Source organism: Streptomyces puniciscabiei, from assembly GCF_006715785.1.
Classification (GTDB): domain Bacteria; phylum Actinomycetota; class Actinomycetes; order Streptomycetales; family Streptomycetaceae; genus Streptomyces; species Streptomyces puniciscabiei.
The window spans coordinates 5098643-5123721 of record NZ_VFNX01000001.1; the positions used below are offsets into that span (position 1 = coordinate 5098643).

Genomic DNA, 25079 nt, shown 5'->3' on the forward strand with positions numbered 1-25079 from the left:
ACCCCAGCCACCCACACCTCACGGAGGAGGTCCGTCATGCGTGGCATCGTCGCTACCGGGACCGTCGTCCTGGTGATCCTCGGAATCGGAAACCATCTGTGGTGGCTCGCCGCCGTCGCGCTGCTGTATCTGTACGCGACGCACGGACGTGGCTCACCCGGCACGCCACCACCCGCCGGCGCGGGCACCCCGCCCCTGCCGGACAGCTACCGCGCCTACCGTGACCGCCGGGACCGGCAGGCGAAGTGGGAGCGCCGCTACCGCCGTGAGCGGCCCTTCGAGGCGCGCCGGCAGGAGCGCGAGAAGAGCAGGTGAGGATGCGGGGCGTCCCCGGTCACAGGCCGGGGGCGCCCCACACCGGGAACCAGCGGCCGAGGTCCTGCTCGATCCGCAGATCGTTCGCGAGCGTCGCCTTCACCTGGAGCTCCAGCGCGTTGTCCCGCCGCTCGGCGGCGCCGGGCAGGGGAGCGAAGGGATAGAAGGTGCCCCGCTTGTAGAGGTAGACCAGCCCCAGCCTGCGGCCGCCGTCGTCCGTGAAGGCGGCCAGCGAGCACAGCAGCTGCGGGCCGAAGCCGTTGACCTCCATCGCGCTGTTCACCGCGTGCAGGTCGTTGACCAGCTCCGGCAACTGCTCGGGGCTGCGCGCGGACACCAGCCAGGAGTAGCCGTAGTCGTCCCGGCGCAGCTCCACCGGTGGACCGGAGCGGTCGGTGTCCGCGTCGAGCAGCGCCTGCACCTCCCGGTGGGTCTGCTCGAAGGCCGCGCCCTCCACCGTGGCGAAGCACACCGCGCCGGTCCCGGTCGGTGTGAAACCGGCCGCGGCCTGGAGGGTCACGGCCGCCGAGGGCAGCGCGAAGAGCTGGTCGAGATCGGGCACGACCGGTTTGGTACGGCCCAGCAGGATGTCCAGCAGCCCCAACGCTCAGCCCGCCTTCCCGGGAGTGGCGGCCTCACCCAGCTCCGCCGAGATCCGGCCCAGCTGCTCCAGCCGCTGCTCCAGGGACGGGTGCGTGGAGAAGAACCGCTCGATGCCCGGTTCCTTCCCGGTCGCCGGGGTGAAGTAGAAGGCGTTGAAGGCCTGCGCGGTGCGCAGGTCCTTGGTCGGGATCCGGGCGATGTCCCCGGATACCTTGGTCAGCGCCGAGGCGAGAGCCGACGGGCGGCCCGTGAGATGCGCGGCCGCGCGGTCGGCCGCCAGCTCCCGGTACCGGGACAGGGCCCGGATCAGCAGGAAGCTGATCGCGTACACCGCGGCGGAGACGCCCATGATCGCGGCGAAGACGGCGGCGGTGTTCTGGTCCCGGCGGCCCCCGCCGAAGAGCTGCGAGTAGAAGGCGAACCGCACGATCAGGCCCGCCAGCACACCGAGGAAGGACGCGATCGTGATCACGGCGACGTCCTTGTGCGCCACGTGCGACAGCTCGTGCGCCAGCACGCCCTCCAGCTCGGCCGGCTCCAGCCGCCGTAGCAGCCCCGTGGTCACGCAGACCACGGCGTGGTCGGGGTTGCGGCCGGTCGCGAACGCGTTGGGCATGTCCATCTGGGACACCGCGACGACCGGTTTGGGCATGTCCGCGAGTCCGCACAGCCGGTCGACCACCGCGTGCAGCTCGGGGTACTCCTCCCGCTCCACGACCCGGCCGTGCATCGCGAACATGGCGATCCGGTCGGAGAACCAGAACTGTGCCACGAACATCGCCCCGACCACCACGACGACCAGCACCCAGGACCTCAGCAGCGCGATCAGCGCGGCCACGAAGCCCACGTACAGCAGACCGAGCAGGAACATTGTCAGACCCATGCGCACGGTCAGCCGTCGGTCGCTCCGGAAGCGGCTCTGCATCTTGCATCACCCCGCAGTCAGGCACTCGTCCCGCTGTCCAGTGTGCACCAGCCGACCCCCATGAACAGGTCCCGATCGGCCCTAGGAGGGGCAAAACGTACCTGTGAGTCGGCCGGCTGCCGCTGAGCGTCCCCGGTCCCCGTGCGCCGGGTACGACACGTCCTAGTACGACGAGCCGAACTGCACCAGCCCGATCAGCACCATGACCACGATCACACAGCCGAAGACCACGGCCGTCGACGCCCACGACGACCGGCGCGGCACCGGATCCGGGTCGGCGCGGAAGGGCGCCGGGTCCGGCGGGTTCTCCCTCCAGCGCGCGGCCAGCATCCGGGCCCGGGCCGAGGGCTCCTTGTGCTCGGAGGAATTCGCCCAGCGGTGATCGAACTCCCGCTCCCAGTCGTCCTGTTCCGTCATCCCCGTTCAACCTCTCTCGTCCGGCAGGGTCAGGAGGGATGATCCCCCGGAAGTAGGAAGTCCGGGAAGCGGGAAAAAGTTCCCTCGCACCGGTGCACACGGGCTGAAACACGCCGAAGGCCCCCCGGCGCGAACCGAGGGGCCTTGCGGGTGGTGTCTGTCACACGTCGAAGTAGAGCTCGAACTCGTGCGGGTGCGGACGCAGCTGCAGCGGCGCGATCTCGTTGGTGCGCTTGAAGTCGATCCACGTCTCGATCAGGTCCGGCGTGAACACGTCGCCCTGGAGGAGGAACTCGTGGTCGGCCTCGAGCGAGTCGAGGACGGCCGGCAGGGAGGTCGGGACCTGGGCGACGTTCGCGTGCTCCTCCGGAGCCAGCTCGTACAGGTCCTTGTCGATCGGCTCGGCCGGCTCGATCTTGTTCTTGATGCCGTCCAGACCCGCCAGCAGCAGGGCGGAGAAGGCCAGGTACGGGTTGCCGGAGGAGTCCGGCGCGCGGAACTCGACGCGCTTGGCCTTCGGGTTGGAGCCGGTGATCGGGATACGCATGGCCGCGGAGCGGTTGCGCTGCGAGTACACGAGGTTGATCGGCGCCTCGAAGCCCGGCACCAGACGGTGGTACGAGTTCACCGTCGGGTTGGTGAAGGCCAGCAGCGACGGGGCGTGCTTGAGGATGCCGCCGATGTAGTAGCGGGCGGTGTCCGACAGGCCCGCGTAACCGGCCTCGTCGTAGAACAGCGGGTCGCCGTTGCTCCACAGCGACTGGTGCACGTGCATGCCCGAGCCGTTGTCACCGAAGATCGGCTTCGGCATGAAGGTCGCGGTCTTGCCGTTGCGCCAGGCAACGTTCTTCACGATGTACTTGAACAGCTGCAGGTCGTCGGCAGCCGCGAGCAGCGTGTTGAACTTGTAGTTGATCTCCGCCTGGCCGGCGGTGCCCACCTCGTGGTGCTGGCGCTCGACCTTCAGGCCGGCCTTCTCCAGCTCCAGGGAGATCTCGGCGCGCAGGTCGGCGAAGTGGTCGACCGGCGGGACCGGGAAGTAGCCGCCCTTGTAGCGGACCTTGTAACCACGGTTGTCCTCGAGGGCGCCGGTGTTCCAGGCGCCTGCCTCGGAGTCGATGTGGTAGAAGCTCTCGTTCGCCGAGGTGGCGAAACGCACGCTGTCGAAGACGTAGAACTCGGCCTCGGGACCGAAGTACGCGGTGTCCGCGATACCGGTCGAGGCGAGGTAGGCCTCGGCCTTCTTCGCCACGTTGCGCGGGTCACGGGAGTACTGCTCGCCCGTGATCGGGTCGTGGATGAAGAAGTTGATGTTGAGCGTCTTGTCGCGGCGGAAGGGGTCGACCCGGGCGGTCGACAGGTCCGCGCGCAGCGCCATGTCGGACTCGTGGATCGCCTGGAAACCGCGGATCGACGATCCGTCGAAGGCGAGCTCCTCGTCCGGGTCGAACGCCTCGACGGGCACCGTGAAGTGCTGCATGACGCCCGGCAGGTCGCAGAAGCGGACGTCGACGAACTTGACGTCCTCGTCCGCGATGAACTTCTTGGCCTCGTCGGCGTTCTGGAACATCCAGCTCCTCCTACTCCCGACCGTCCTCGCCGGGGTGGTAGATCGTTCGTGCGGCCAGTGCGGTGGCACACGCTGGTCATGACCCTAGGGACGGGTGATTTCTCGGGCGTGACCCATTTGTTTCGCAGAAGTTAACCGGCCACCTCTCCACCGTAGCCCCGGCGCACCCCTCGGCGCAGGGCCCGAATCCGGGCGCAGTACCGTGGACGGGTGGACAACAGGCAAGCACTCGGATCGTGGCTCTCCGGGCCCCGCGCGGCCATGGAAGAGGCCGGTGCGGACTTCGGCTACCGGGGCGAGCAGCTCGGCCTCCCCGAGGAGGGACCGGACTCCATCGCCCGGCCCGGCCGGCGGCTCGGTGCGCTGGCGGTGGACTGGGGGCTCTGCCTCTTGATCGCATACGGTCTGATCGCCGACAGCTACCACAGCGCGGCCCAGGTCTGGGCGCCGATCATCCTGTTCGTGCTGATGGTGCTCACCCTCGGCACGGTCGGCTTCACCCCGGGCAAGCGGCTCTTCGGGCTCCGGGTGGTCGCCCTGGACACGGGCCGGGTGAACCCGCTGCGTGCCTTCCTGCGCACGGTGCTGCTCTTCCTCGCGATCCCGGCGCTGATCTGGGACCGGGACGGCCGCGGCCTGCACGACCGGCTCGCGAGGACCGTAGAGGTCCGTATCTGACCGCTCCGCTCCGTAACTGACCGTTCCGTATCCGACGATCCCGGCGATATCTGACCGCTCCCCGCGATATCCGACCGTTCCCGGCGGTATCCGACCGTTCCCGGCGGTATCCGACCGTTCCCGGCGGTATCCGACCGCTCCCCGCGATATCCGACCGTTCCCGGCGGTATCCGACCGCTCCCCGCGATATCCGACCGATCCCGGCAATGGCCCGGATGCCCCCCATCCGGTTGCCCGGTCACACCACCGGCGGCATCGTCGCGGTATGACCGATGCTCAGGATGTGCTGGCGGCCGAGGTGGCGCCGGAGGACTTCCGGGACGCCATGGCCCGTTTTCCCTCGGGCGTGGTGGTGGTGACCGCCCGCTGCGAGGACGGCACCCCGCGCGGCTTCACGGCGAGCTCCTTCTGTTCCGTCTCCCTGGAGCCACCGCTGGTCCTGGTGTGTCTCTCGGACGCCGCCGACTCCGCGGCGGTCTTCGCGCGGTGCGAGCACTTCGCGGTGAGCGTGCTGGCCCCGGAGCACCAGCCGCTGGCCCTGCTGTTCGCCACCAAGGGCGCGGACAAGTTCTCCGACGCCCTGCTGCAGCCGGGCCCGTCCGGACTGCCGACGGTGCGGCAGGCGCCCGTGCAGCTGGACTGTGCCGCATACGCGCGTTACCCGGCCGGGGATCACACGATCCTGGTCGGCCGGGTAACGGGGGTACGGCTGGGCGAGGGTTCGCCGATGGTCTACTGCGAGCGGGAGTTCCGGCGCCTGAACTGACGGGCCGGTACCACGGGGCTCAGCGGCCCTTCGGCATCCGCATGCCCTTGGGCATGGGCCCCTTCGGCAGCGGCATGTTGCTCATCAGGTCGCCCATGGCCCGCAGCCGGTCGTTGGTGGCCGTCACCTGGGGGCCGGTGAGCACGCGCGGGAACTTCAGCATGGTCGTGCGCAGCTTCTTCAGCTCGACCTGGCCCTCGCCGTTGCCGACGATCACGTCGTGCACCGGTACGTCCGCGACGATCCGGTTCATCTTCTTCTTCTCGGCGGCGAGCAGGCTCTTCACCCGGTTCGGGTTGCCCTCGGCGACCAGTACGATGCCGGCCTTGCCGACCGCCCGGTGCACCACGTCCTGGCTGCGGTTCATCGCCACCGCCGGGGTGGTCGTCCAGCCTCGGCCGATGTTGTCCAGCACGGCGGCCGCGGCGCCCGGCTGGCCCTCCATCTGGCCGAAGGCGGCGCGCTCGGCCCGGCGGCCGAACACGATCGCCGTCGCCAGCAGGCCGATCAGCAGGCCGAAGATGCCCAGGTAGATCGGGTGGCCGAGCAAGAAGCCGATCACCAGGAAGACAGCGAGGGTGCCGATGCCGACGGCCCCGAGCACAAGACCGATCTTCTTGTCGACCTTGCGGGTCATCTTGTAGGTGAGAGCGATCTGCTTCAGTCGCCCTGCGTTCGCGGCGTCCGCCGCGGGTTCCTTCCTCGCCATGTCACGAAGTCTACGTGGCCCCGGGAGTGCGGACGACGGCAGTGCCCGGTGTCCGGCTGGTGGGCTCAGGAGCGGCCGGCGGCCTGCTCCAGGACGCGCTGCGCCTCGACCCGGTCCTTGGCGCGCCGGCGGTCCTCCAGCACGGAGGTCCAGGCGTTGCGCCGGGCGGTGCGCTGACCGCCGCTCATGAGCAGGGACTCGACGGCGCGGAGAGCATCGGTGAAGGACGGGATGGCGGTGGCGCGTACGGGCGCGGCCTGCATGATCGAGGTCCCCCCTCGGAGCGGGTGGTGTACGAGGCGTGATACCAGAGTCACTGATTGGTGTTACCAGGGCGTGTCCGACCGGTCAAACGCCAATGAAGCCTTGATACAGAGCACAGAAACGCCGACGCGGCCCTGACGCCCGCCCTCATCAGCGAGGACGGTCAGGACCGCGTCGTCTCGGCCATTACTGGCCAGTAGCTACTTGTGCGCGAATTCACACGCGCCGGCGCACGCGCCGGGCTCACACCGCCTGGGTGGCGACGAACGAACCCCGCTTCTCGACGGCCATCTGGTACAGGCGTCCGGCGCGGTAGGAGGACCGCACCAGCGGACCCGACATCACACCGGAGAAGCCGATCTGCTCGGCCTCCTCCTTCAGCTCCACGAACTCCTGCGGCTTCACCCAGCGCTCGACCGGGTGGTGCCGGACGGAGGGGCGCAGGTACTGGGTGATGGTGACCAGCTCGCAGCCGGCGTCGTGCAGCTGCTTCAGCGCCTCGCTGACCTCCTCGCGGGTCTCGCCCATGCCGAGGATCAGGTTGGACTTGGTCACCAGGCCGTGGTCGCGGGCCTCGGTGATGACCTTCAGGGAGCGCTCGTAGCGGAAGCCGGGGCGGATCCGCTTGAAGATCCGGGGGACCGTCTCGACGTTGTGCGCGAAGACCTCGGGGCGCGAGGAGAAGACCTCCGCGAGCTGCTCGGGGACCGCGTTGAAGTCGGGGGCGAGGAGTTCGACCTTCGTACGGCCGCCCTCCCGCTCGGCGGTCTGCTGGTGGATCTGGCGCACGGTCTCGGCGTACAGCCAGGCGCCGCCGTCCTCCAGGTCGTCGCGGGCGACGCCGGTGATGGTGGCGTAGTTCAGGTCCATGGTGACCACGGACTCGCCGACGCGGCGGGGCTCGTCGCGGTCGAGCGCCTCGGGCTTGCCGGTGTCGATCTGGCAGAAGTCACAGCGCCGGGTGCACTGGTCGCCGCCGATGAGGAAGGTGGCCTCGCGGTCCTCCCAGCACTCGTAGATGTTCGGGCAGCCGGCTTCCTGGCAGACCGTGTGCAGGCCCTCGCTCTTCACGAGGTTCTGCATCTTGGTGTACTCGGGGCCCATTTTCGCCCGGGTCTTGATCCACTCGGGCTTGCGCTCGATGGGGGTCTGGCTGTTGCGGACCTCCAGGCGCAGCATCTTGCGTCCGTCGGGTGCGACTGCGGACACGACCGGCTCCCTGTAGCTTCGATTCTTCGGCGTACACCAGGGTACGCCCGTGTTCATTGCGCCCTGCCGACGAGATCAACCTCGCGGTCGCAGGGCGCATTCCCCCGGACGGCCGACGGCTCAGGCGGACGCCTTCTCGATCGTCCGCGGCCTGAGGTCCGCGTTCTCCAGGACGTCCTTCAGGTGCTTCTCGACCACCGGAAGGACCTCCTCGATGGTGACGTCCCGGCCCAGCTCGGCCGCGAGGGAGGCGACCCCCGCGTCCCGGATGCCGCACGGGATGATGCGGTCGAACCACTTGTTGTCGGGGTTCACGTTGAGGGCGAAGCCATGCATCGTGACGCCCTTGGCGACCCGGATGCCGATCGCGGCGATCTTGCGGTCCTCGCGGCGCTGGCCCGCGTTGGAGGGAGCGTACTCGGGGCCGTTCAGCCGGGGGTCGAACTCCGGGTCCTGCAGCCGCGGGTCGAAGTCCAGGGACAGCCCGCCGAGGGCGGGCCGCTGCTCGACCGGGTCGCCGAGCACCCACACGCCGCTGCGGCCCTCGACCCGGGTGGTCTCCACGCCGAACTCGGCGCAGGTGCGGATGAGGGCCTCCTCCAGGCGTCGTACGTGCGCGACCACGTCCACCGGGCGCGGAAGCTTCTGGATCGGGTAGCCCACCAGCTGGCCGGGGCCGTGCCAGGTGATCTTGCCGCCGCGGTCCACGTCGATGACCGGGGTGCCGTCCAGCGGGCGCTCGCTGTCCTCGGTGCGCCGGCCGGCCGTGTACACCGGGGGGTGCTCCAGGAGGATCACGGTGTCCGGGACCTCGTCGGCGAACCGGGCCGCGTGCACCCGGCGCTGCTCGTCCCAGGCCTCCTGGTACTCGACGGCATCCGCACCGAACCCCATGCGGACGAACCGCAACTCACTCACGGCAAGCGCCTCCCTCAGCGAACCGGTGTGTCAGGCACGTAACGCGCCCACGCCACTGTACGTCCGACCGGCGCACGTCAGCCCTGCGGGCGTTCCTCACACGATCGGATGAATGCGCACCGAAAGCTGCGACCAGCTGCTCACTCTCCGCTACATTCGCGCCGTTCGTGAGGCCAAAAGGGCAGCTCACAGGCAATCCCGGCACTTCAGGAGCCGGAAGGCAGGAGACCGCACCGCAGATGACGGACCGACCCGCGCAGCGCACCCCCAACCGCCAGCTCGCCGCGCTCATCGCAGAGGCGGGGTTCTCCAACGCGGGTCTGGCCCGTCGCGTCGACCAGCTCGGCCTGGAGCACGGGCTGGACCTCAGATACGACAAGACCTCGGTCACCCGCTGGCTGCGCGGACAGCAGCCGCGCGGGACGACCCCCGCCCTCATCGCCGAGGTGTTCACGCGCCGGCTCGGGCGCCGGCTCACGGCCCAGGACCTCGGCCTGGACGCCTGTGCGCCGGTGTACGCCGGGCTGGAGTTCGCGGCCACCCCGGAGGAGGCCGTCGACATCGTCAGCGGGCTGTGGCGCAAGGACTCCGGCAGCCACGCCGAGCTGCGCAAGATCGCGTTCACCCCGGCGGGGCTCGTGGTGCCCAGCCGGGACTGGCTGATCGGCAAGCCCGACGACCGGGTGGCCCGGGAACCGGCACTGCGGGTGCCCGCGCAGGGGCGGTCCGCCCCGGCCAGGCCCCAGGCCCGGGCCGTCCTGCCGCTGCCGCCCCGGGCGCGCGGACAGGCCGAGCGAGCCCCCGGCAACAAGGTCACGGGCGGCGACATCAACGCGCTCCGCTCGGTCGGCGAGCTGTTCCGCACCCTCGACGACCGGTACGGCGGCGGCCACGCCCGGCAGGCCCTGGTGCGCTACCTGGAGCACGAGTGCGAGCCGATGCTCCGCGGCTCCTACGACGAGCAGACGGGCCGCAAGCTGTTCGCCGCGGCGGCCGACCTGACCCGGCTCGCGGGCTGGACCTCGTACGACATCGCCGCACACGGACTCGCCCAGCGTTACTTCGTGCAGGCCCTGCGGCTCGCCCAGGCGGCGGGCGACCGGGCGTACGGCTCCTTCGTCCTGGTCACCATGAGCCGCCAGGCCGTCTATCTCGGCCACGGCAGGGAGGCCGTACAGCTGGCCCGGGTCGCCCAGCAGGGCGCGGGGACCGGTGGCCCGCCGGTCGTGCAGGCGCTGCTGCACGCCGCCGAGGCGAGGGCGCACGGCGTGCTCGGCGAGGTGCGGGCGTGCACGGCGGCGCTGGTGCGGGCCGAGCGCGCCCTGGAAGCGGCCCGGCCCGGGGACGAGGTGCCGTACTGGGCCAAGTTCTTCGACGAGGCGCAGCTCGCCGACGAGTTCGGGCACTGCCACCGGGATCTGCAGCAGTTCCGGGCGGCCGCCCAGCACGCCGAACGCTCGCTCCAGCTCCGCGCGCCCGCCTACGCCCGCAGCCGGCTCTTCTGCCGGGTCGTCCTCGCCACGGCCCGCCTCGGCCTCGGCGAACTCGACCAGGCGTGCGCCTTGGCCGCCGAGGCTGCGGGGCAGGCCGCGGAGATGCGGTCCGCTCGCGCGATCGAGTACGTGCGGGATTTCGAGCGCCGACTGGAGCCCTATCGAGATGCGGCACCGGTGCGGGGGTATCGGGAGAAGGTGGCGGCGTTGGGGTAGCCGGTTGCCTCTCGCCGTTGGGGGTGGCGGTTGTGCGCTTCGTCACGCGCCGTCGTGGCTTGTCGCGCCCACGCGGCGGAGCCGCATATCGATACGGCCCCGCGCCCCTGAGGGGCGCGTTTACGCCGCCCTCGGCAAAGTGGGCGCCGGATCTGCGCGATTCAGAGAACCCGTTGCCCCCAGGTCCGCCAGGATCGCGCCCGTGGCCCGGTGCGCGGAGTGCAGCGCGCCCTGGACCGTGCTGGTGTCGCGGTGGTCGCCGCAGACGTAGAGGCCGGCGAGCAGGCGTACGGGGCGGCGCAGGTCGTGGGGTGGGCGCATCGCCGGGACCGCCTCCGGGGTGTGGTGCACCGCCAGCGTCTCCCAGCGGCGCGTCGAGGTGCCGTAGAGCCGGGAGAGGTGGATGCGGACGGCGGTGTCGATCCCCTCCGGCGGTGTGCCGAGCACGGTCGAGGAGATCAGCACCCGGCCGACCGGCGCACGGCTGGGGTCCACGTTGCTGAGCACCGCCGTGTGCGCCACCGGCCCGCCACGGTCTGCGTCCAGCAGCAGTGAGGTGCCGGTCGGAAAGGCCGCCGCCGGATCGTCGGTGGTGTGGTGGACCACGGTCACCGGGTGGAAGGCCGGCACCCTCAGGCCCGGAAGCAGCTCCGCCGCCGCCCGCGCGTCGGTCGCCAGCAGCACCGCCCGGCAGCGGATCGCGCCGTGCTCGGCGGTGGCCACCGAGGTCGTGGACACCGAGGTGACCCGCACGCCGGTGTGCACGGTGCCCGGCGGCAGCGCCCGCGCCAGCAGTTCCGGCAGCACGTCCGCGCCGCCCTCCGGCACACCCAGCCGGCCGCTCGCGAAGGCGCGCAGCGCGAGGTCGGCGCACCGGCTGGAGGTGGTCAGCTCCGGGTCGCACAGCAGGGCGGCGAGCAGCGGGCGCAGGAAGCCGTCGATCGTGCGCGGCGGCATCCCGCGCCGGGCGAGGGCCTGCCGGGCGGGCATCTCGGGGCGGGCCAGGATGCGTTCGACCGGGGTGGCGGCGAGCCGCCCCAACGCGGAGCCCAGCCGGGCCTGGTCGACCGCGCCGCCCACCGGTGTACCGGTCCGGCCGGGAGTGGCCGCCGGTCCCCTGGGGGCGCTCGCGAGGGCGCGCACCACATGAAGTGCGCCCCTCGTGCTCCTCCCGGTCGCCGGTGCGCCCGCGCGCTGGGTGCGTCCGTCGCGGTGCAGCAGGACGCCCGGCGCGAAGGTGCGCAGGACCAGGGAGTCCAGGCCCGGGGTCGTGCGGAGTTCGGGGTAGGACGTGGACAGCAGCTGTCCGATGCGGTCGAGCCGGAAGCCGTCGACCTTCTCCGTCGACATGCGGCCGCCGACGTAAGGGGCGGCCTCGAGGACTGCGGTCGATATTCCTGCGCTGGTCAGCCGATGGGCCGCCGAGAGTCCGGCGATTCCGGCTCCCACGATGACGACGTCCACCTGGTACGCGGGCTCAAGCACGAGGCCCCTCCTGTGGTTGCGCGGCCGGTGGAGACGTCATGCCCCCAACTGGCTCCGGGGATACCCGAGTTCGCGTCGAGGTTAGGTCCGTGATCGGTCACAAGCAGTCGCGCATCAACAGGGCACGGTCGCATGGAGGTCGCATGCGGTCACGTCTGTTCGCCGGTGTTGCAGACGCCGGCTCACCCCGCGGAGCGAATCGCCTCCTCGATCCCCGGGAACGCGAACCGGAACCCCGACTCCAACAGCCGCCTCGGCACCACCCGTTGGCTGCCCAGCACATCCCCCGCCATGTCGCCCAGCACCACCCGCAGCACCGGCGCCGGAACCGCGAAGGGGGCCGGGCGGTGCAGCACCCGCGCCATCGCCGCCGTGATCTCACGGTTCGTCAGCGGCTGCGGGGCCGTCAGGTTGAACGGCCCGGACAGGGTGTCGTCGTCGATGAGACGGCGGAGCGCGGCGACCTCGTCGTGCAGCGAGATGTACGACCAGTACTGCCGCCCGTCGCCCAGCCGCCCCCCGAGCCCCGCCCGGAACAGCGGGAACAACCGCCCCCAGGCCCCGCCGCCGCGCGCCACCACCAGGCCCGTGCGCGCGAACACCGTCCGCACGCCCGCCTCCTGCGCGGGCGCCGCCGCCTCCTCCCACTCCAGGCACAGCGAGGGCAGGAAACCGTCGCCCGGTGGGGCGTCCTCGTCCACCGTCCGGTCGCCGGTGTCGCCGTAGATGCCGATCGCGCTGCCGCTGACGAAGACCCGCGGCGGCTCGGGCAGCGCGGCCACCGCCTCCGCCAGCGCGGCCGTGCCCAGCACCCGGCTGTCCCGCAGCACCCGCTTGTACGACGGCGTCCAGCGCCGGTCGCCGATCCCGGCCCCGGCGAGGTTCACCACCGCGGCACAGCCTCTCAGCCCGCCCGCGTCGACGTACTGGCCCTCGGGGTCCCAGCAGACCTCGTCCGGGCCCGCGGCCGCCCGGCGCACCAGTCGTACCACCTCGTGCCCGTCCGCGGTCAGCGACCGCACCAGGGCGCTGCCGATCAGCCCGGACGCCCCGGCCACCGCGATGCGCATACGCTCCATGGCCCCAGCATGCCCCGGCGAAAGCCCCGTGAGGCGCTGCGGCGGGGCGCCGTAGGCTGATCGTCATGCCGGAGCCGTACATACGCATCGCCGTGCCCGCCGACGAAGCGGAACTGGCCGCTCTCGACCGGGCCACCTGGTCCACCCTGCACGCCGTGTCGCCCCCGCGTCAGGGGCCGTTCTTCGACGAGCGCCACCTCCCGGAGGACTACCTGGTCGCCGAGGCCGACGGGCGGCTCGCCGGTTACCTCCGCATCGGCCGCCCGACCCCGCTCGCCTCCAACGCGCACGTCCTGCAGATCCAGGGCCTCGCCGTCGCCGCTCAGGCGCGCGGGCGGGGCCTCGGGCGCGCGCTGATCCGGGCCGCCGTCGAGGAGGCGCGCGGGCGCGGGGCCCGGCGCCTCAGCCTGCGGGTGCTCGGGCACAACGCCCCGGCCCGCGCGCTGTACGCGTCCGAGGGGTTCGCCGTCGAGGGAGTGCAGCCGGAGGAGTTCCTCCTCGACGGCGCCTACGTCGACGACGTGCTCATGGGCCGCCGCCTCTGACCACCGTCGCACTCCCGCCGTTCGACGACAGGGCTAGGAGCTGACCAGCTGGCCGGTGTTCACCGACGTCGTCGACGTGGCCGCGCGCTGGGCGTCGCCCGCCACCTCGTCCGCCGTCAGGGCATACCCCGTCTCGGCGTCCGAGGTGGAGCGCGCGAAGACCACACCGAACACCCTGCCGCTCGTGGTCAGCAGCGGGCCGCCGGAGTTGCCCGGCCGGACCGTGGAGCGGATCGAGTAGATGTCCCGGGTGACCGCGCCGTCGTTGTAGATGTTCTGCCCGGTCGCCCGCACCCGGCTCGCCACCGTCGCCGCCTGCAGGTTCAGGCCGCCGTCCTGCGGATAGCCCGCGACCACCGCCGAGTCCCCGCGGCTCGCGCTCGTGTCGAAGCGCAGCACCGGGGCGTGCAGCCCCGGCACATACAGCACCGCCACGTCCCGGTCGGGGTCGAAGAGCACCACCCGGGCCGCGTACGACCGCCCGACGCCGCCGACCCGCACGCTCGGGTGGTCGATGCCCGCCACCACGTGCGCGTTGGTCATCACGTGCTGAGCGGCGAAGACGAAACCGCTGCCCTCCCGGCCCTCGTTGCCCGAGGCACCCTCGATCTTCACCGTGCTCAGCTTCGCGGCGCTCGTTGCCGCCGGGGTGACGCTGTCGCCGGAGGGCCGGGCCACACGGGCCGTGGACTCGTTCTCGAACGGGTTGAAGACCTGCGGAAAACCCGCCTCGGTCAGTGCCGAGGTGGCCCGTGAGAACCACGCGGGCGTGGTGTCCGGCATGGCGTCCTGCACCGCGCCCAGCAGCGTCGAGTTCCGTATCGCCGCATTCAGCGTCTGCGACGGGGCCGCGCCCAGCACGCTCGCCGCCACCCAGGCCACGATCAGCACCGCGACCGAGTTCGCCGCCGCGCCCCCCAGCCCGTCCAGCACCCTGAGCGGGCCCCGGTCCAGCTCCCCGCGCAGCCGCAGCGCCAGCCGGCCCGCCAGCTCGTGCCCCACCACGGCGGGCACCAGCACCGTCACCACCGCGAGCGCCGTCGCCTGCGCGGTGCCGCGCTCCACCAGGCCGGTCACCCAGGGCAGCACCCACACGCCCACGACGGCACCGCCGACGAACCCGGCCAGCGAGACACAGCCGGCCACCAGCCCGCGCCGGTAACCGGACGCCGCGTAGACGAGGATCACCAGCACGAGCACCAGGTCGAGCAGGTCCACGGAGCCGCCTTTCTCTCGGACCCCTCAGTACGCACGGGACGGGTCCGGTGATCAGTCACCCAGTCATGGCACGGCCGCCGGGTGGCGAACCGGCCATGTCATGTGTGTACCCCCAGAAACGTCCCGGACCGGGATGATGGTTCCGCCAGGTGGCAGAGCGCACATCGCGGGCGCGGTCCGGCCACCCGAGAGTGGGCTCATGCACGTCATGCACGCCGTCCGAAAAAGACTGGTCCGAAGAAGACCGCAGACGCCCCGGCGCCGTCGCAGACCGGTGGCATCGGGGATGCAGGCAATGCGGGCAGAACCGGACAAACGGGCAAACCTGGGGAGTTCGGAGCCGTCGGAGACCCAGGGAGCCCCAGAAACGCCGGAGCCGTCCGGGCCCCGGGGGGCGCCGGGGCCCTGGAGGCTTGCCGGACTCCTGGGGCGCCGGCCACGCCGGGGAGCCCGCGGGGCCGGGCAGCCGGCGGGAGCGCCGGACACGGCCGGGGGTTCCCGCAGGCCGCCGACTTCGCGGTGGCAGGTGGCGGAGGGCTCGGGGGCCCCCGGAATTCCGCCGGAGCCACCGGCGTCGCCTTGTCGTCAGCACCCACCCGCGCCGTCGGACATGCCGGGGACCCCGCGCCCGCCGGAGCCCCCCGGGCCGCCGCGGACTCCGCAGCCACCGAAGCCCAGGCGCCGGCCCGTACGGCGCATACCCCGTGCCCCTATGGTGCTGCTCGGCTGCCTGCCCGGACTGGTGGCCGTGCTCGTGCTCACCCTGTGCGCCCGCGGTGTCGAGCGCCCCGCCGCGGACCGCCTGGCCCGGCTCGTCCCGGTCCGTACCCCGGTCACCCACCGCGCACCGCGGCCGCGCATCGTGCCCCGCACCGCCTGGCTGGGCACCGCCGGGCGGGTCCAGCCGCCGCCGCGCTACGACGACAAGGTGGTCGCCGTCTTCCTGCACCACACCGACTCGCCGAGCGGGTACGACTGCGCCGACGCGCCGGAGATCATCCGCCGCCTGTACGCCGGCCAGACCGGCGCCCGGAACTGGGACGACATCGGCTACAACTTCATCGTCGACCGCTGCGGCACCATCTACGAGGGCCGCGCCGGAGGCACCGACCGGCCGGTCACCGGCGCCCACACCCAGGGCTTCAACCACCGCACCGCCGGCATCGCCGCCCTCGGCACCTTCACCGCGGGCGTGCCCGTGCCGCGGGCCATGACCGACGCGATCGCCGCCCTGGTCGCCTGGAAGCTCGGCCTGGCCGACGTCGACCCGCGCGCACGCGTCCGGCTGGTCTCCAGCAACAACCTCAGCCGCTACCGGGCCGGCACCACCGCCACCCTGCCCACCCTGGCGGGCCACGACGCCGGGTTCATGACCAGCTGTCCCGGCGCCGCCCTCAGCGCCCGCCTCCCCGAGATCAGGGAGAAGGCCGCGCGCCTCCAGGGCCGGGCCAGCACGGCACGGCTCACAGCAATCCCTTAGGCGCCACGCAGCCCGCTCCGAGCCCCGCGCCCTACGGTCGTGCACATCACAGGCCGACCGGAGGAGGGGATCATGAACAGCAGTCGTACCCGGGAGAAGGGCACGGCCGGGAGCGCCGGCCGGAGCACGGCCGAGCGCGCGGACCGGGCGCGGTGGACGCGGACCGCACGCGGGCCCTGGGCGGTGCTCTGCGCGGCCGCCACCGTCGTCATCGGCCCGGCGGCGGCCACCGCGTCCGCCCTCGACCAGGCCAACGCCGCGCCGCTGCACCACGCAGTGCGGGCCGACCAGCCCCAGGCCTGCCTGCCGGCCGACAGCCTCCGCAGGCGTACGGCCGGCTGAGCCGGGGCCGGCTACTCCCGGAAGCGGTCCCACAGCCGGGGGAAGCGCGCGGCGAGCGCCCGCTCGTTCTCGAAGTCCACCGGCGAGCCCTCCGGTTCTGCGGGCGCCGGGGCGATGCCGAGGTCGGGCGCGACGGTGCCGGTCAGCTGTTCGTAGGCCTCGTCCGCCGCATAGCCCAGGTCCTCGCCGTCGCCGTCGATCTCCTCGTCGAAATCCTCCAGCAGCTCCGCCAGCGAGTCGGGGTCGTGCAGGGCGCCCTCGTAGACCTCCCGGCCCTGGCCGATCAGCCAGCACCGGAAGAAGTCGAACGCGTCGTCGCTGGCCCCGTCCAGCAGCACCCAGGCCGCGCCCCACAGGTCCCAGCGGTAGGCGCGGTTGTAGCGGGCCTCGAAGTGACGGGCGAAGTCCAGGACCAGGTCGGGGTCCAGCTGGAGCAGCCGCTCCACGAGCACGTCGGCCTGCTCCTCGGGGTCGCCCTCGGCGGCCTCACGGGCGGCGTCGATCAGCTCCCAGAACTCCGTCTCGTCCATCACGCCACCAGCATCGGGCCTCCACCGGTGGGGCGCACGCGGAGTACGCCGGAGTACGGCGGATCGTTATCCGCCGTCCGCACGGCGCCGTCCGTCGCCGTCACCGCCGTACAGCACGGCCAGCCGGGCGGCGTCCCGCGCGAACCGCTCCCGCAGGGTCTCGGGGCCCAGCACCTCCGCCTCCGCCCCGAGCGCCGTCAGCTGCGCGTACGCGACCTCCTCCGACTCCACGGGCACCGTCACCGTCACCCAGCCGGCCCCGTCCGGCTCGGCCGGCCCGCTCAGCGCCTCTCGCGCCGCCACCGGATCGACGGCGTACCGCAGCCTGCGCACACCCTCCGGCGACAGCCGTACGACGACCTCGGCGCGCAGGATCGAGCGCGCGAACCGCTCGGACTGCTCGGACCAGTGAGCGCGCAGATCGAAGCCCGGATCACGGGTGAAGCGTTCCTCCAGCGGATCCACGGCGCTGAACCGGTCGATGCGGTAGGTCCGGTGGGTCCGCGAGGCGCCCCCGTCGGCCACCCTCGCGCACAGGTACCAGACCCCCGCCTTCAGCACGAGCCCGTACGGCTCCAGGACCCGCTCCACTTCCTCCTCGCCCCGCCGGTACCGGGCCGCGACGCGGCGGTCGTCCCACACCGCCCCCGCGACCGCCGGCAGCAGCGCGGGCGTCTCCGGTTCCCGGAACCAGGCCGGTGCGTCCAGATGGAAGCGCCGGGCCGCGCTGTCCGGGGCGTCGCGCAGGGACGGCAGCAGCGCTGCGGAAACCTTCAGCCGGGCGGCGGAGTGGGCATCCTCCAGGCCCATCTCCCTGAGCGCCCCGGGCACCCCGCTCAGGAACAGCGCCTCCGCCTCGCTCCTGGCCAGCCCGGTCAGCCGCGTGCGGTATCCGCCGACCAGCCGGTACCCGCCGGCCCGCCCCCGGTCCGCGTACACCGGCACGCCCGCCTCCGACAGCGCCTGCGCGTCCCGGGTGACCGTCCGCTCCGACACCTCCAGCTCCCGCGCGAGTTCGCCGGCGGTCATGGACGGCCGGGACTGCAGGAGGAGAACCATCTTGATCAGGCGTGCGGCACGCATGCCTTTCATGATGCCGGGGGGTACTGACAAGGAAGGGGTACGGCGAGAGCCGTACCCCTTCACAGAGCCCTGGTGACTACAGCCCGTACTTCTCCCGGGCCTCCTTGACCGCCGTGGCCTTCACCTCGCCGCGCCGTGCGAGCTGGGCCAGGGCCGCGACGACGATCGACTGGGCGTCGATGCCGAAGTGGCGGCGGGCGGCCTCACGGGTGTCCGACAGGCCGAAGCCGTCGGCGCCCAGCGAGGACCAGTCCTGGTCGACCCACTGCGCGATCTGGTCCGGCACCTGGCGCATGTAGTCGGAGACCGCGAGGACCGGGCCCTCGGCGCCCTGCAGCGCCTGGCGGACGTACGGCACCCGCTCCTCGCCGCGCAGCAGGGCCGCGTCGGCCTCGAGCGCGTCGCGGCGCAGCTCCGTCCAGGAGGTCGCCGACCAGACGTCGGCCGCGACACCCCACTCCTCGGCCAGCAGCTGCTGCGCCTGAAGGGCCCAGTGGATCGCCGTACCGGAGCCCAGCAGCTGGATGCGCGGGGCGTTGGCGGCCGGGGACAGGCCCGCGGACTCCGCCGTGTTGAAGCGGTACAGGCCCTTGACGATGCCCTCGTCGATGCCGAGGCCCTGCGGCTTGGCGGGCTGCGGCAGCGGCTCGTTGTAGACCGTCAGGTAGTAGAAGACGTTCTGGTCCTCGCCCGGCTTGGCCTCGCCGTACATCCGGCGCAGACCCTCACGGACGATCACCGCGATCTCGTAGGCGAACGCGGGGTCGTAGGTGAGGGCGGCGGGGTTCGTCGCCGCGATCACCGGGGAGTGGCCGTCGGCGTGCTGCAGGCCCTCGCCCGTCAGGGTCGTACGGCCCGCCGTCGCGCCGACGAGGAAGCCGCGGCCGAGCTGGTCGCCGAGCTGCCACATCTGGTCGGCGGTGCGCTGCCAGCCGAACATCGAGTAGAAGATGTAGAACGGGATCATCGCCTCGCCGTGCGTGGCGTACGCGGTGGACGCGGCGATGAAGTCGGCCATCGAACCGGCCTCGGTGATCCCCTCGTTGAGGATCTGGCCGTTCTTGGCCTCCTTGTAGTACATCAGCTGGTCGCGGTCGACCGGCTCGTACGTCTGGCCCTTGGGGGAGTAGATACCGAGGGACGGGAACAGGCTCTCCATGCCGAAGGTGCGCGCCTCGTCCGGGACGATCGGCACCCAGCGCTTGCCCGTCTCCTTGTCGCGGACCAGGTCCTTGACCAGGCGGACGAAGGCCATGGTGGTGGCCACGTTCTGGGAGCCGGAGCCCTTGTCGAAGGAGGCGAAGGCCTTCTCGGCCGGGGCCGGCAGCGGGCCCAGCGCGTGCGTGCGGCGGGCCGGGGCCGGGCCGCCGAGGGCCGCGCGGCGCTCCCGGAGGTAGCGGACCTCGGGCGAGTCGGCGCCCGGGTGGCCGTAGGGGACCACGCCGTCGACGAAGTCGCTGTCCTTGATCGGCAGGTCGAGCAGGTCGCGCATCGCCTTGAACTCGTCCACCGAGAGCTTCTTCATCTGGTGGTTGGCGTTCTTCGACGCGAAGCCCTCGCCGAGGGTGTGGCCCTTGACCGTCTGGGCCAGGATCACGGTCGGCGCGCCCTTGTGCTCGACGGCGGCCTTGTACGCGGCGTAGACCTTGCGGGCCTCGTGACCACCGCGGGAGAGGTGGAAGCACTCCAGGATCTTGTCGTCGCTCAGCAGCTTCGCCATCTCGGCGAGCGCCGGGTCCTTGCCGAAGAAGTCGGCGCGGATGTAGGCGGCGTCGCGGGTCTGGTACGTCTGGATCTGCGCGTCCGGTACCTCGCGCAGCCGGCGTACGAGCGCGCCGGTGGTGTCGAGCTGGAACAGCTCGTCCCAGGCCGTGCCCCACAGCGTCTTGATGACGTTCCAGCCGGCGCCGCGGAACTGGGCCTCCAGCTCCTGCACGATCTTGAAGTTGGCGCGGACCGGGCCGTCCAGGCGCTGCAGGTTGCAGTTGATGACGAAGGTGAGGTTGTCCAGCTCCTCACGTGCGGCGAGCGCGAGGGCCGCCGTCGACTCCGGCTCGTCCATCTCGCCGTCGCCCAGGAAGGCCCAGACGTGGGAGGCGGAGACGTCCTTGATGCCGCGGTTGGTGAGGTAGCGGTTGAAGCGCGCCTGGTAGATGGCGGAGAGCGGGCCGAGGCCCATCGACACCGTCGGGAACTCCCACAGCCAGGGCAGGCGGCGCGGGTGCGGGTAGGACGGCAGGCCGTTGCCGCCGGCCTCCTGGCGGAAGTTGTCCAGGTGCGCCTCGTTCAGGCGGCCGTCCAGGAAGGCGCGGGCGTAGATGCCGGGGGAGGCGTGGCCCTGGATGTACAGCTGGTCGCCGGAGCCGTCGCCCTCCTTGCCCTTGAAGAAGTGGTTGAAGCCGGTCTCGTACAGCCAGGCCGCCGAGGCGAAGGTGGCGATGTGGCCGCCCACTCCGTACTTGCTGCCCCGGGTCACCATCGCGGCCGCGTTCCAGCGGTTCCACGCGGTGATCCGGGCCTCCATCTCCGGGTCACCGGGCAGGCCGGGCTCGGCGGAGGTGGGGATGGTGTTGACGTAGTCCGTCTCGAGGAGCTTCGGCAGCGCGATGCCGCCCGCCTCGGCGCGCTCCAGCGTGCGGCGCATCAGGTATGCGGCGCGGTGCGGCCCGGCCTCCCTGGCGACGGCGTCGAGGGAGGCCTGCCATTCGGCGGTCTCCTCCGGGTCGCGGTCGGGGAGCTGGTCGAGCGCGCTCGGCTGGATGGCGTTGGGGTCGGTCATGTCGCCGCCTTCCTCAGTCGAAGGGGGTTCCCTCATCGGTAAGGGTTCGGGGGTGCCCTTGGTCTTTGGCAGGACAGGGCTAGGACTTCGGTGGAAGTCCGTCGGCGACTGTAACTCCCTGATCGATGATCGATCAAAGGGTTGAGGTGGAAAACTTCTCGAATACGAGAAAGTCGGCACGCGGTGCCTTCATGACTGGCACCGGGTGACGCCGGATTGCCTTGTTTTCGCAGGTGGGGCGGCGTCTGAGCGGGTGCCCGCTCGACTGAACGAGGCGTGTGTCAAGCCCGCGGCGCGCAGCCCAGGACGTGCGCCTTCACGATCTCCGGGATGCGGGGGTCCCGCCTCTTGAACGCGGCCACCAGTTCCTCGTGCTCCTCCGCGTACGACTGCTGGACCGTGCCCAGCCAGCGGATGGACAGCGCCGTGAACACCTCGATGCCGAGGCCCTCCCAGGTGTGCAGCAGCACCGAGTTCTGCGCGGCGCGCACGAGTTCGCGGTGGAAGCCGACGGTGTGCCGGACCTGGGCGGTGCCGTCGGCCTTGCGGTCGGCCTCGTACAGGGCCAGGACATGCGGCTCCAGGGCCGAGCAGTCCTCGGCGAGGCGGTCCGCCGCCAGCTCCGCAGCGATGGCCTCCAGGCCGGCCCGGACGGGGTAGCTCTCCTCCAGGTCGGCCGCGGTCAGGTTCCGTACGCGCACGCCCTTGTTCGGGGCTGACTCGATCAGCCGCAGCGACTCCAGCTCCCGCAGGGCCTCGCGGACCGGGGTCTGGCTGACCTCCAGCTCCGTGGCGATACGGCGCTCCACGATCCGCTCGCCCGGCTGCCAGCGCCCGCTGACGATTCCCTCCACGATGTGCTCGCGGATCTGTTCGCGCAGCGAGTGGACGACGGGCGCGGTCATTGAGGGCTCCTTCGGGAGGGCTGACGTTTAGACAATACGGCGGGTTCGCTCCGCGGGTAGGGCACGCGGGGGTGCTTTCGTGCAGGTGAGACGAGGCTTACACGCGACGCGTGCCGACAAACACGAACACCCCGCCCGGAAAGCTCCGGACGGGGTGCCGTACTACCCGAAGAGGCGTCAGAGACCGAGCTCGACCTCGAACTCGCCCGCCTCCAGGATCGCCTTGACCGCCGTCAGGTAACGGGCCGCGTCGGCGCCGTCGACCAGGCGGTGGTCGTAGGAGAGGGTCAGGTAGGTCATGTCGCGGACGCCGATGACCGTGCCCTCCTCGGTCTCGATGACGGCCGGACGCTTGACCGTGGCACCGATGCCGAGGATCGCGACCTGGCCCGGCGGCACGATGATCGTGTCGAACAGCGCACCGCGCGAACCGGTGTTGGAGATGGTGAAGGTCGCGCCGGACAGCTCGTCCGGGGTGATCTTGTTGGCGCGGACCTTGCCCGCCAGCTCCGCCGTGGCCTTGGCGATGCCCGCGATGTTGAGGTCGCCGGCGTGCTTGATGACCGGGGTCATCAGGCCCTTCTCGGAGTCCACCGCGATACCGATGTTCTCGGAGTCGAAGTAGGTGATGGTGCCCTCGGCCTCGTTGATCCTGGCGTTGATGACCGGGTGGGCCTTCAGCGCCTGGGCCGCCGCCTTGACGAAGAACGGCATCGGGGAGAGCTTGACGCCCTCGCGCGCGGCGAAGGAGTCCTTGGCCTGGGCGCGCAGCCGCATCAGGCGGGTGACGTCGACCTCGACGACCGACGACAGCTGGGCCTGCTCGTGCAGCGCCTTGACCATGTTGTCGCCGATGACCTTGCGGATGCGCGGCATCTTGACGGTCTGGCCGCGGAGGGGGGAGACCTCCAGGGCCGGCGCCTTCTTCGCGGCAGCGGCGGCCGGAGCGGCAGCGGCAGGAGCCGGGGCTGCGGCGGCGGCCTTCGCGGCCTCGGCGGCGGCGATGACGTCCTGCTTGCGGATCCGGCCGCCGACGCCGGTGCCCTTGACGGTGGCCAGGTCGACGCCGTTCTCGGCGGCGAGCTTGCGCACCAGCGGCGTCACGTAGGCGCCCTCGTCGGTGGCCTGGGTGGCGGTCGGGTGGGTCGGCGCGGTGGCCGGGGTGACCGGAGCCGGGGCCGGGGCGGGCGCCGGAGCCGGGGCCGCGGGCTGGGCCGGGGCGGCAGCGGCGGGGGCGGCCGGGGCCGGGGCCGGGGCGGGCGCCGGAGCCGGAGCCGCGGGGGCGGCCGGAGCCGGGGCCGGAGCGGCCGGGGCAGCGGCGGCGGGCGCCGGGGCGGCCGGAGCCGGAGCGGCGGCCGGGGCGGCACCCGGGGCGCCGATGACGGCGAGCTTGGCGCCGACCTCGGCGGTCTCGTCCTCGTTCACCACGATCTCCAGCAGCACGCCGGAGGCGGGCGCCGGGATCTCGGTGTCGACCTTGTCCGTGGAGACCTCGAGCAGCGGCTCGTCGGCCTCGACGGAGTCACCGACCGACTTCAGCCAGCGGGTGACGGTGCCCTCGGTGACGGACTCACCGAGCGCGGGCAGGACCACGTCCGTGCCCTGGGCGCCACCGGCGGGAGCGGCTGGGGCAGCGGCGGCGGGGGCCGGGGCGGCCGGGGCCTCGGCGACCGGGGCCGGCGCGGGCTCGGCGGCCGGAGCCGGGGCCTCGGCGGCGGCGGGGGCCGGGGCGGCCGCGGGGGCGCCGGTGCCGTCGTCGATCACGGCCAGCTCGGCGCCGACCTCGACGGTCTCGTCCTCGGCGACCTTGATGGAGGACAGGACACCGGAGACGGGCGAGGGGATCTCGGTGTCGACCTTGTCGGTCGACACCTCCAGCAGCGGCTCGTCGGCCTCGACGCGCTCGCCCTCGGCCTTCAGCCAGCGGGTGACAGTGCCCTCGGTGACGCTCTCACCGAGCGCCGGAAGGGTTACGGAAACCGCCATGGTTTCGGTTGCTCCTAACGAATTGCGGAAGTCTGTGTCGTCGCGCCCGTTGACCGAAGGCTCAGTCGTGGGAGTGCAGCGGCTTGCCGGCGAGCGCCAGGTGCGCCTCGCCCATCGCCTCGTTCTGCGTCGGGTGGGCGTGGATGAGCTGGGCGACCTCGGCCGGCAGCGCCTCCCAGTTGTAGATCAGCTGGGCCTCGCCGACCTGCTCACCCATCCGGTCGCCGACCATGTGGACGCCGACCACGGCACCGTCCTTGACCTGGACGAGCTTGATCTCGCCCGAGGTGTTCAGGATCTTGCTCTTGCCGTTGCCCGCCAGGTTGTACTTCAGAGCGACGACCTTGTCCGCGCCGTAGATCTCCTTGGCCTTGGCCTCGGTGATACCGACGGAGGCGACCTCCGGGTGGCAGTACGTCACCCGCGGGACACCGTCGTAGTCGATCGGGACGACCTTCAGACCGGCCAGACGCTCCGCCACCAGGATGCCCTCGGCGAAGCCGACGTGCGCGAGCTGGAGCGTCGGGACGAGGTCACCGACGGCGGAGATGGTCGGGACGTTGGTCCGCATGTACTCGTCGACCAGGACGTAGCCACGGTCCATGGCGACGCCCTGCTCCTCGTAGCCCAGGCCCTGCGAGACGGGGCCGCGGCCGACGGCGACGAGGAGGACCTCGGCCTCGAACTCCTTGCCGTCCGCCAGGGTGACCTTCACGCCGTCCTGGGTGTACTCGGCCTTCTGGAAGAAGGTGCCGAGGTTGAACTTGATGCCGCGCTTGCGGAACGCGCGCTCAAGAAGCTTCGAAGAGTTCTCGTCCTCGACCGGGACGAGGTGCTTGAGGCCCTCGATGACCGTGACGTCCGAGCCGAAGGACTTCCACGCCGAGGCGAACTCGACGCCGATGACACCGCCGCCCAGGATGATCGCGGACTTCGGCACGCGGTCCAGGACGAGGGCGTGGTCGGAGGAGATGATCCGGTTGCCGTCGATCTCCAGGCCCGGCAGCGACTTCGGCACGGAGCCGGTCGCCAGCAGGACGTGGCGGCCCTGGATCCGCTGCCCGTTCACGTCGACGGAGGTGGGGGAGGACAGCCGGCCCTCGCCCTCGATGTACGTCACCTTGCGGGACGCGATCAGACCCTGCAGGCCCTTGTACAGGCCGGAGATGACACCGTCCTTGTACTTGTGGACGGCCGCGACGTCGATGCCCTCGAAGGTGGCCTTGACGCCGAACTGCTCGCTCTCGCGGGCCTGGTCGGCGATCTCGCCCGCGTGGAGCAGGGCCTTGGTGGGGATGCAACCCCGGTGCAGGCAGGTGCCGCCGACCTTGTCCTTCTCGATCAGGGCGACGTCCAGGCCCAGCTGCGCCCCGCGCAGGGCCGCGGCGTAACCACCGCTACCACCGCCGAGGATCACTAGGTCGAAAACGGTGCTGGCGTCGTTCGCCACGTCACGTCCTCCATGCATGTGCGCCTTGCGCCGATCTCCAGTGACCGGCGGGCGGCTGGTGTCCGGCCGCTTGATGCTTCGGCCCTTCGGTGGGGCCCTGTCCTGCCGGGCTCC

General features: G+C 71.8%; 24 protein-coding genes. 7 read left to right on the forward strand and 17 right to left on the reverse strand.

The window, feature by feature from the left end:
- The first annotated feature begins 36 nt into the window (after window positions 1-36).
- Window positions 37-315, forward strand: a complete 279-nt coding sequence (locus FB563_RS23590) for a hypothetical protein (protein WP_055709231.1) — start codon at window positions 37-39, stop codon at window positions 313-315.
- 19 nt (window positions 316-334) lie between these two features.
- On the opposite strand, the gene pspAB is transcribed toward FB563_RS23590, so the two are convergent.
- The 4 genes from pspAB to glnA form a co-directional block, all read right to left on the reverse strand.
- Entirely contained in the window at window positions 335-919 is a 585-nt protein-coding gene (pspAB, locus tag FB563_RS23595) for a PspA-associated protein PspAB (RefSeq protein ID WP_055709232.1), read from the reverse strand.
- Window positions 920-922: 3 nt separating this feature from the next.
- Complete coding sequence (gene htpX, locus FB563_RS23600) at window positions 923-1843, reverse strand: zinc metalloprotease HtpX (protein ID WP_055709233.1); 921 nt, start codon at window positions 1841-1843, stop codon at window positions 923-925.
- 162 nt (window positions 1844-2005) lie between these two features.
- The gene (locus FB563_RS23605) at window positions 2006-2260 is read right to left on the reverse strand and encodes an SCO2583/SCO2584 N-terminal domain-containing protein (protein WP_055709234.1); all 255 of its coding nucleotides are present in this window, start codon (window positions 2258-2260) and stop codon (window positions 2006-2008) included.
- A gap of 160 nt (window positions 2261-2420) precedes the next feature.
- Entirely contained in the window at window positions 2421-3830 is a 1410-nt protein-coding gene (gene glnA, locus FB563_RS23610; protein WP_055709235.1) for a type I glutamate--ammonia ligase, read from the reverse strand.
- A gap of 210 nt (window positions 3831-4040) precedes the next feature.
- Between glnA and FB563_RS23615 the strand changes: the two genes are divergently transcribed.
- Window positions 4041-4508 (forward strand): RDD family protein, encoded by a 468-nt coding sequence (locus tag FB563_RS23615; protein WP_079049030.1) that lies wholly within the window; start codon window positions 4041-4043, stop codon window positions 4506-4508.
- A 265-nt stretch (window positions 4509-4773) separates the two neighbouring features.
- The gene (locus FB563_RS23620) at window positions 4774-5274 is read left to right on the forward strand and encodes a flavin reductase family protein (RefSeq protein WP_055710454.1); all 501 of its coding nucleotides are present in this window, start codon (window positions 4774-4776) and stop codon (window positions 5272-5274) included.
- 19 nt (window positions 5275-5293) lie between these two features.
- Here FB563_RS23620 and FB563_RS23625 read toward each other — a convergent pair whose 3' ends face one another.
- The 4 genes from FB563_RS23625 to lipB form a co-directional block, all read right to left on the reverse strand.
- Window positions 5294-5983, reverse strand: a complete 690-nt coding sequence (locus tag FB563_RS23625; protein WP_055710455.1) for a DUF4191 domain-containing protein — start codon at window positions 5981-5983, stop codon at window positions 5294-5296.
- A gap of 65 nt (window positions 5984-6048) precedes the next feature.
- Window positions 6049-6246: an SCO2195 family GlnR-regulated protein gene (locus FB563_RS23630; protein WP_053653973.1), complete on the reverse strand. Its 198-nt coding sequence runs from the start codon at window positions 6244-6246 to the stop codon at window positions 6049-6051.
- Between the two features lie 244 nt (window positions 6247-6490).
- The gene (gene lipA, locus FB563_RS23635; RefSeq protein WP_055710456.1) at window positions 6491-7456 is read right to left on the reverse strand and encodes a lipoyl synthase; all 966 of its coding nucleotides are present in this window, start codon (window positions 7454-7456) and stop codon (window positions 6491-6493) included.
- A 120-nt stretch (window positions 7457-7576) separates the two neighbouring features.
- Complete coding sequence (gene lipB / locus FB563_RS23640) at window positions 7577-8374, reverse strand: lipoyl(octanoyl) transferase LipB (protein WP_055710457.1); 798 nt, start codon at window positions 8372-8374, stop codon at window positions 7577-7579.
- A 239-nt stretch (window positions 8375-8613) separates the two neighbouring features.
- Between lipB and FB563_RS23645 the strand changes: the two genes are divergently transcribed.
- Entirely contained in the window at window positions 8614-10083 is a 1470-nt protein-coding gene (locus tag FB563_RS23645) for an NsdA family TPR-like regulatory protein (RefSeq protein ID WP_055710458.1), read from the forward strand.
- A gap of 120 nt (window positions 10084-10203) precedes the next feature.
- Here the strand turns inward: FB563_RS23645 and FB563_RS23650 are convergent, their stop codons facing one another.
- Window positions 10204-11568 (reverse strand): NAD(P)/FAD-dependent oxidoreductase, encoded by a 1365-nt coding sequence (locus tag FB563_RS23650; protein ID WP_055710459.1) that lies wholly within the window; start codon window positions 11566-11568, stop codon window positions 10204-10206.
- A gap of 182 nt (window positions 11569-11750) precedes the next feature.
- A complete protein-coding gene (locus FB563_RS23655; protein ID WP_142218876.1) occupies window positions 11751-12647 on the reverse strand; it encodes a TIGR01777 family oxidoreductase in 897 nt (298 codons plus the stop codon).
- Between the two features lie 65 nt (window positions 12648-12712).
- Here FB563_RS23655 and FB563_RS23660 point away from each other — a divergent pair, with 65 nt between their 5' ends.
- A complete protein-coding gene (locus tag FB563_RS23660) occupies window positions 12713-13192 on the forward strand; it encodes a GNAT family N-acetyltransferase (RefSeq protein ID WP_055710659.1) in 480 nt (159 codons plus the stop codon).
- Window positions 13193-13225: 33 nt separating this feature from the next.
- Here the strand turns inward: FB563_RS23660 and FB563_RS23665 are convergent, their stop codons facing one another.
- Window positions 13226-14410, reverse strand: coding sequence for a MarP family serine protease (locus FB563_RS23665; protein ID WP_142218877.1), 1185 nt, complete (start codon window positions 14408-14410; stop codon window positions 13226-13228).
- Between the two features lie 712 nt (window positions 14411-15122).
- On the opposite strand from FB563_RS23665, the gene FB563_RS23670 reads away from it, so the two are divergent.
- Window positions 15123-15890: a peptidoglycan recognition protein family protein gene (locus tag FB563_RS23670; RefSeq protein ID WP_055705448.1), complete on the forward strand. Its 768-nt coding sequence runs from the start codon at window positions 15123-15125 to the stop codon at window positions 15888-15890.
- Between the two features lie 72 nt (window positions 15891-15962).
- Window positions 15963-16232: a hypothetical protein gene (locus FB563_RS23675; protein WP_055705447.1), complete on the forward strand. Its 270-nt coding sequence runs from the start codon at window positions 15963-15965 to the stop codon at window positions 16230-16232.
- An 11-nt stretch (window positions 16233-16243) separates the two neighbouring features.
- On the opposite strand, the gene FB563_RS23680 is transcribed toward FB563_RS23675, so the two are convergent.
- The 6 genes from FB563_RS23680 to lpdA all read right to left on the reverse strand — a co-directional run bounded on the left by FB563_RS23680 (window position 16244) and on the right by lpdA (window position 24965).
- A complete protein-coding gene (locus FB563_RS23680; RefSeq protein WP_055705446.1) occupies window positions 16244-16762 on the reverse strand; it encodes a DUF4240 domain-containing protein in 519 nt (172 codons plus the stop codon).
- Between the two features lie 66 nt (window positions 16763-16828).
- Window positions 16829-17845, reverse strand: coding sequence for a helix-turn-helix transcriptional regulator (locus FB563_RS23685; protein ID WP_055705445.1), 1017 nt, complete (start codon window positions 17843-17845; stop codon window positions 16829-16831).
- 76 nt (window positions 17846-17921) lie between these two features.
- Window positions 17922-20624, reverse strand: a complete 2703-nt coding sequence (aceE, locus tag FB563_RS23690) for a pyruvate dehydrogenase (acetyl-transferring), homodimeric type (RefSeq protein ID WP_055705444.1) — start codon at window positions 20622-20624, stop codon at window positions 17922-17924.
- Window positions 20625-20905: 281 nt separating this feature from the next.
- Window positions 20906-21529, reverse strand: coding sequence for a GntR family transcriptional regulator (locus tag FB563_RS23695; RefSeq protein ID WP_055705443.1), 624 nt, complete (start codon window positions 21527-21529; stop codon window positions 20906-20908).
- A gap of 177 nt (window positions 21530-21706) precedes the next feature.
- Entirely contained in the window at window positions 21707-23515 is a 1809-nt protein-coding gene (gene sucB, locus FB563_RS23700) for a 2-oxoglutarate dehydrogenase, E2 component, dihydrolipoamide succinyltransferase (RefSeq protein WP_142218878.1), read from the reverse strand.
- A 61-nt stretch (window positions 23516-23576) separates the two neighbouring features.
- A complete protein-coding gene (gene lpdA / locus FB563_RS23705) occupies window positions 23577-24965 on the reverse strand; it encodes a dihydrolipoyl dehydrogenase (protein ID WP_055709709.1) in 1389 nt (462 codons plus the stop codon).
- Window positions 24966-25079 lie beyond the last annotated feature (114 nt).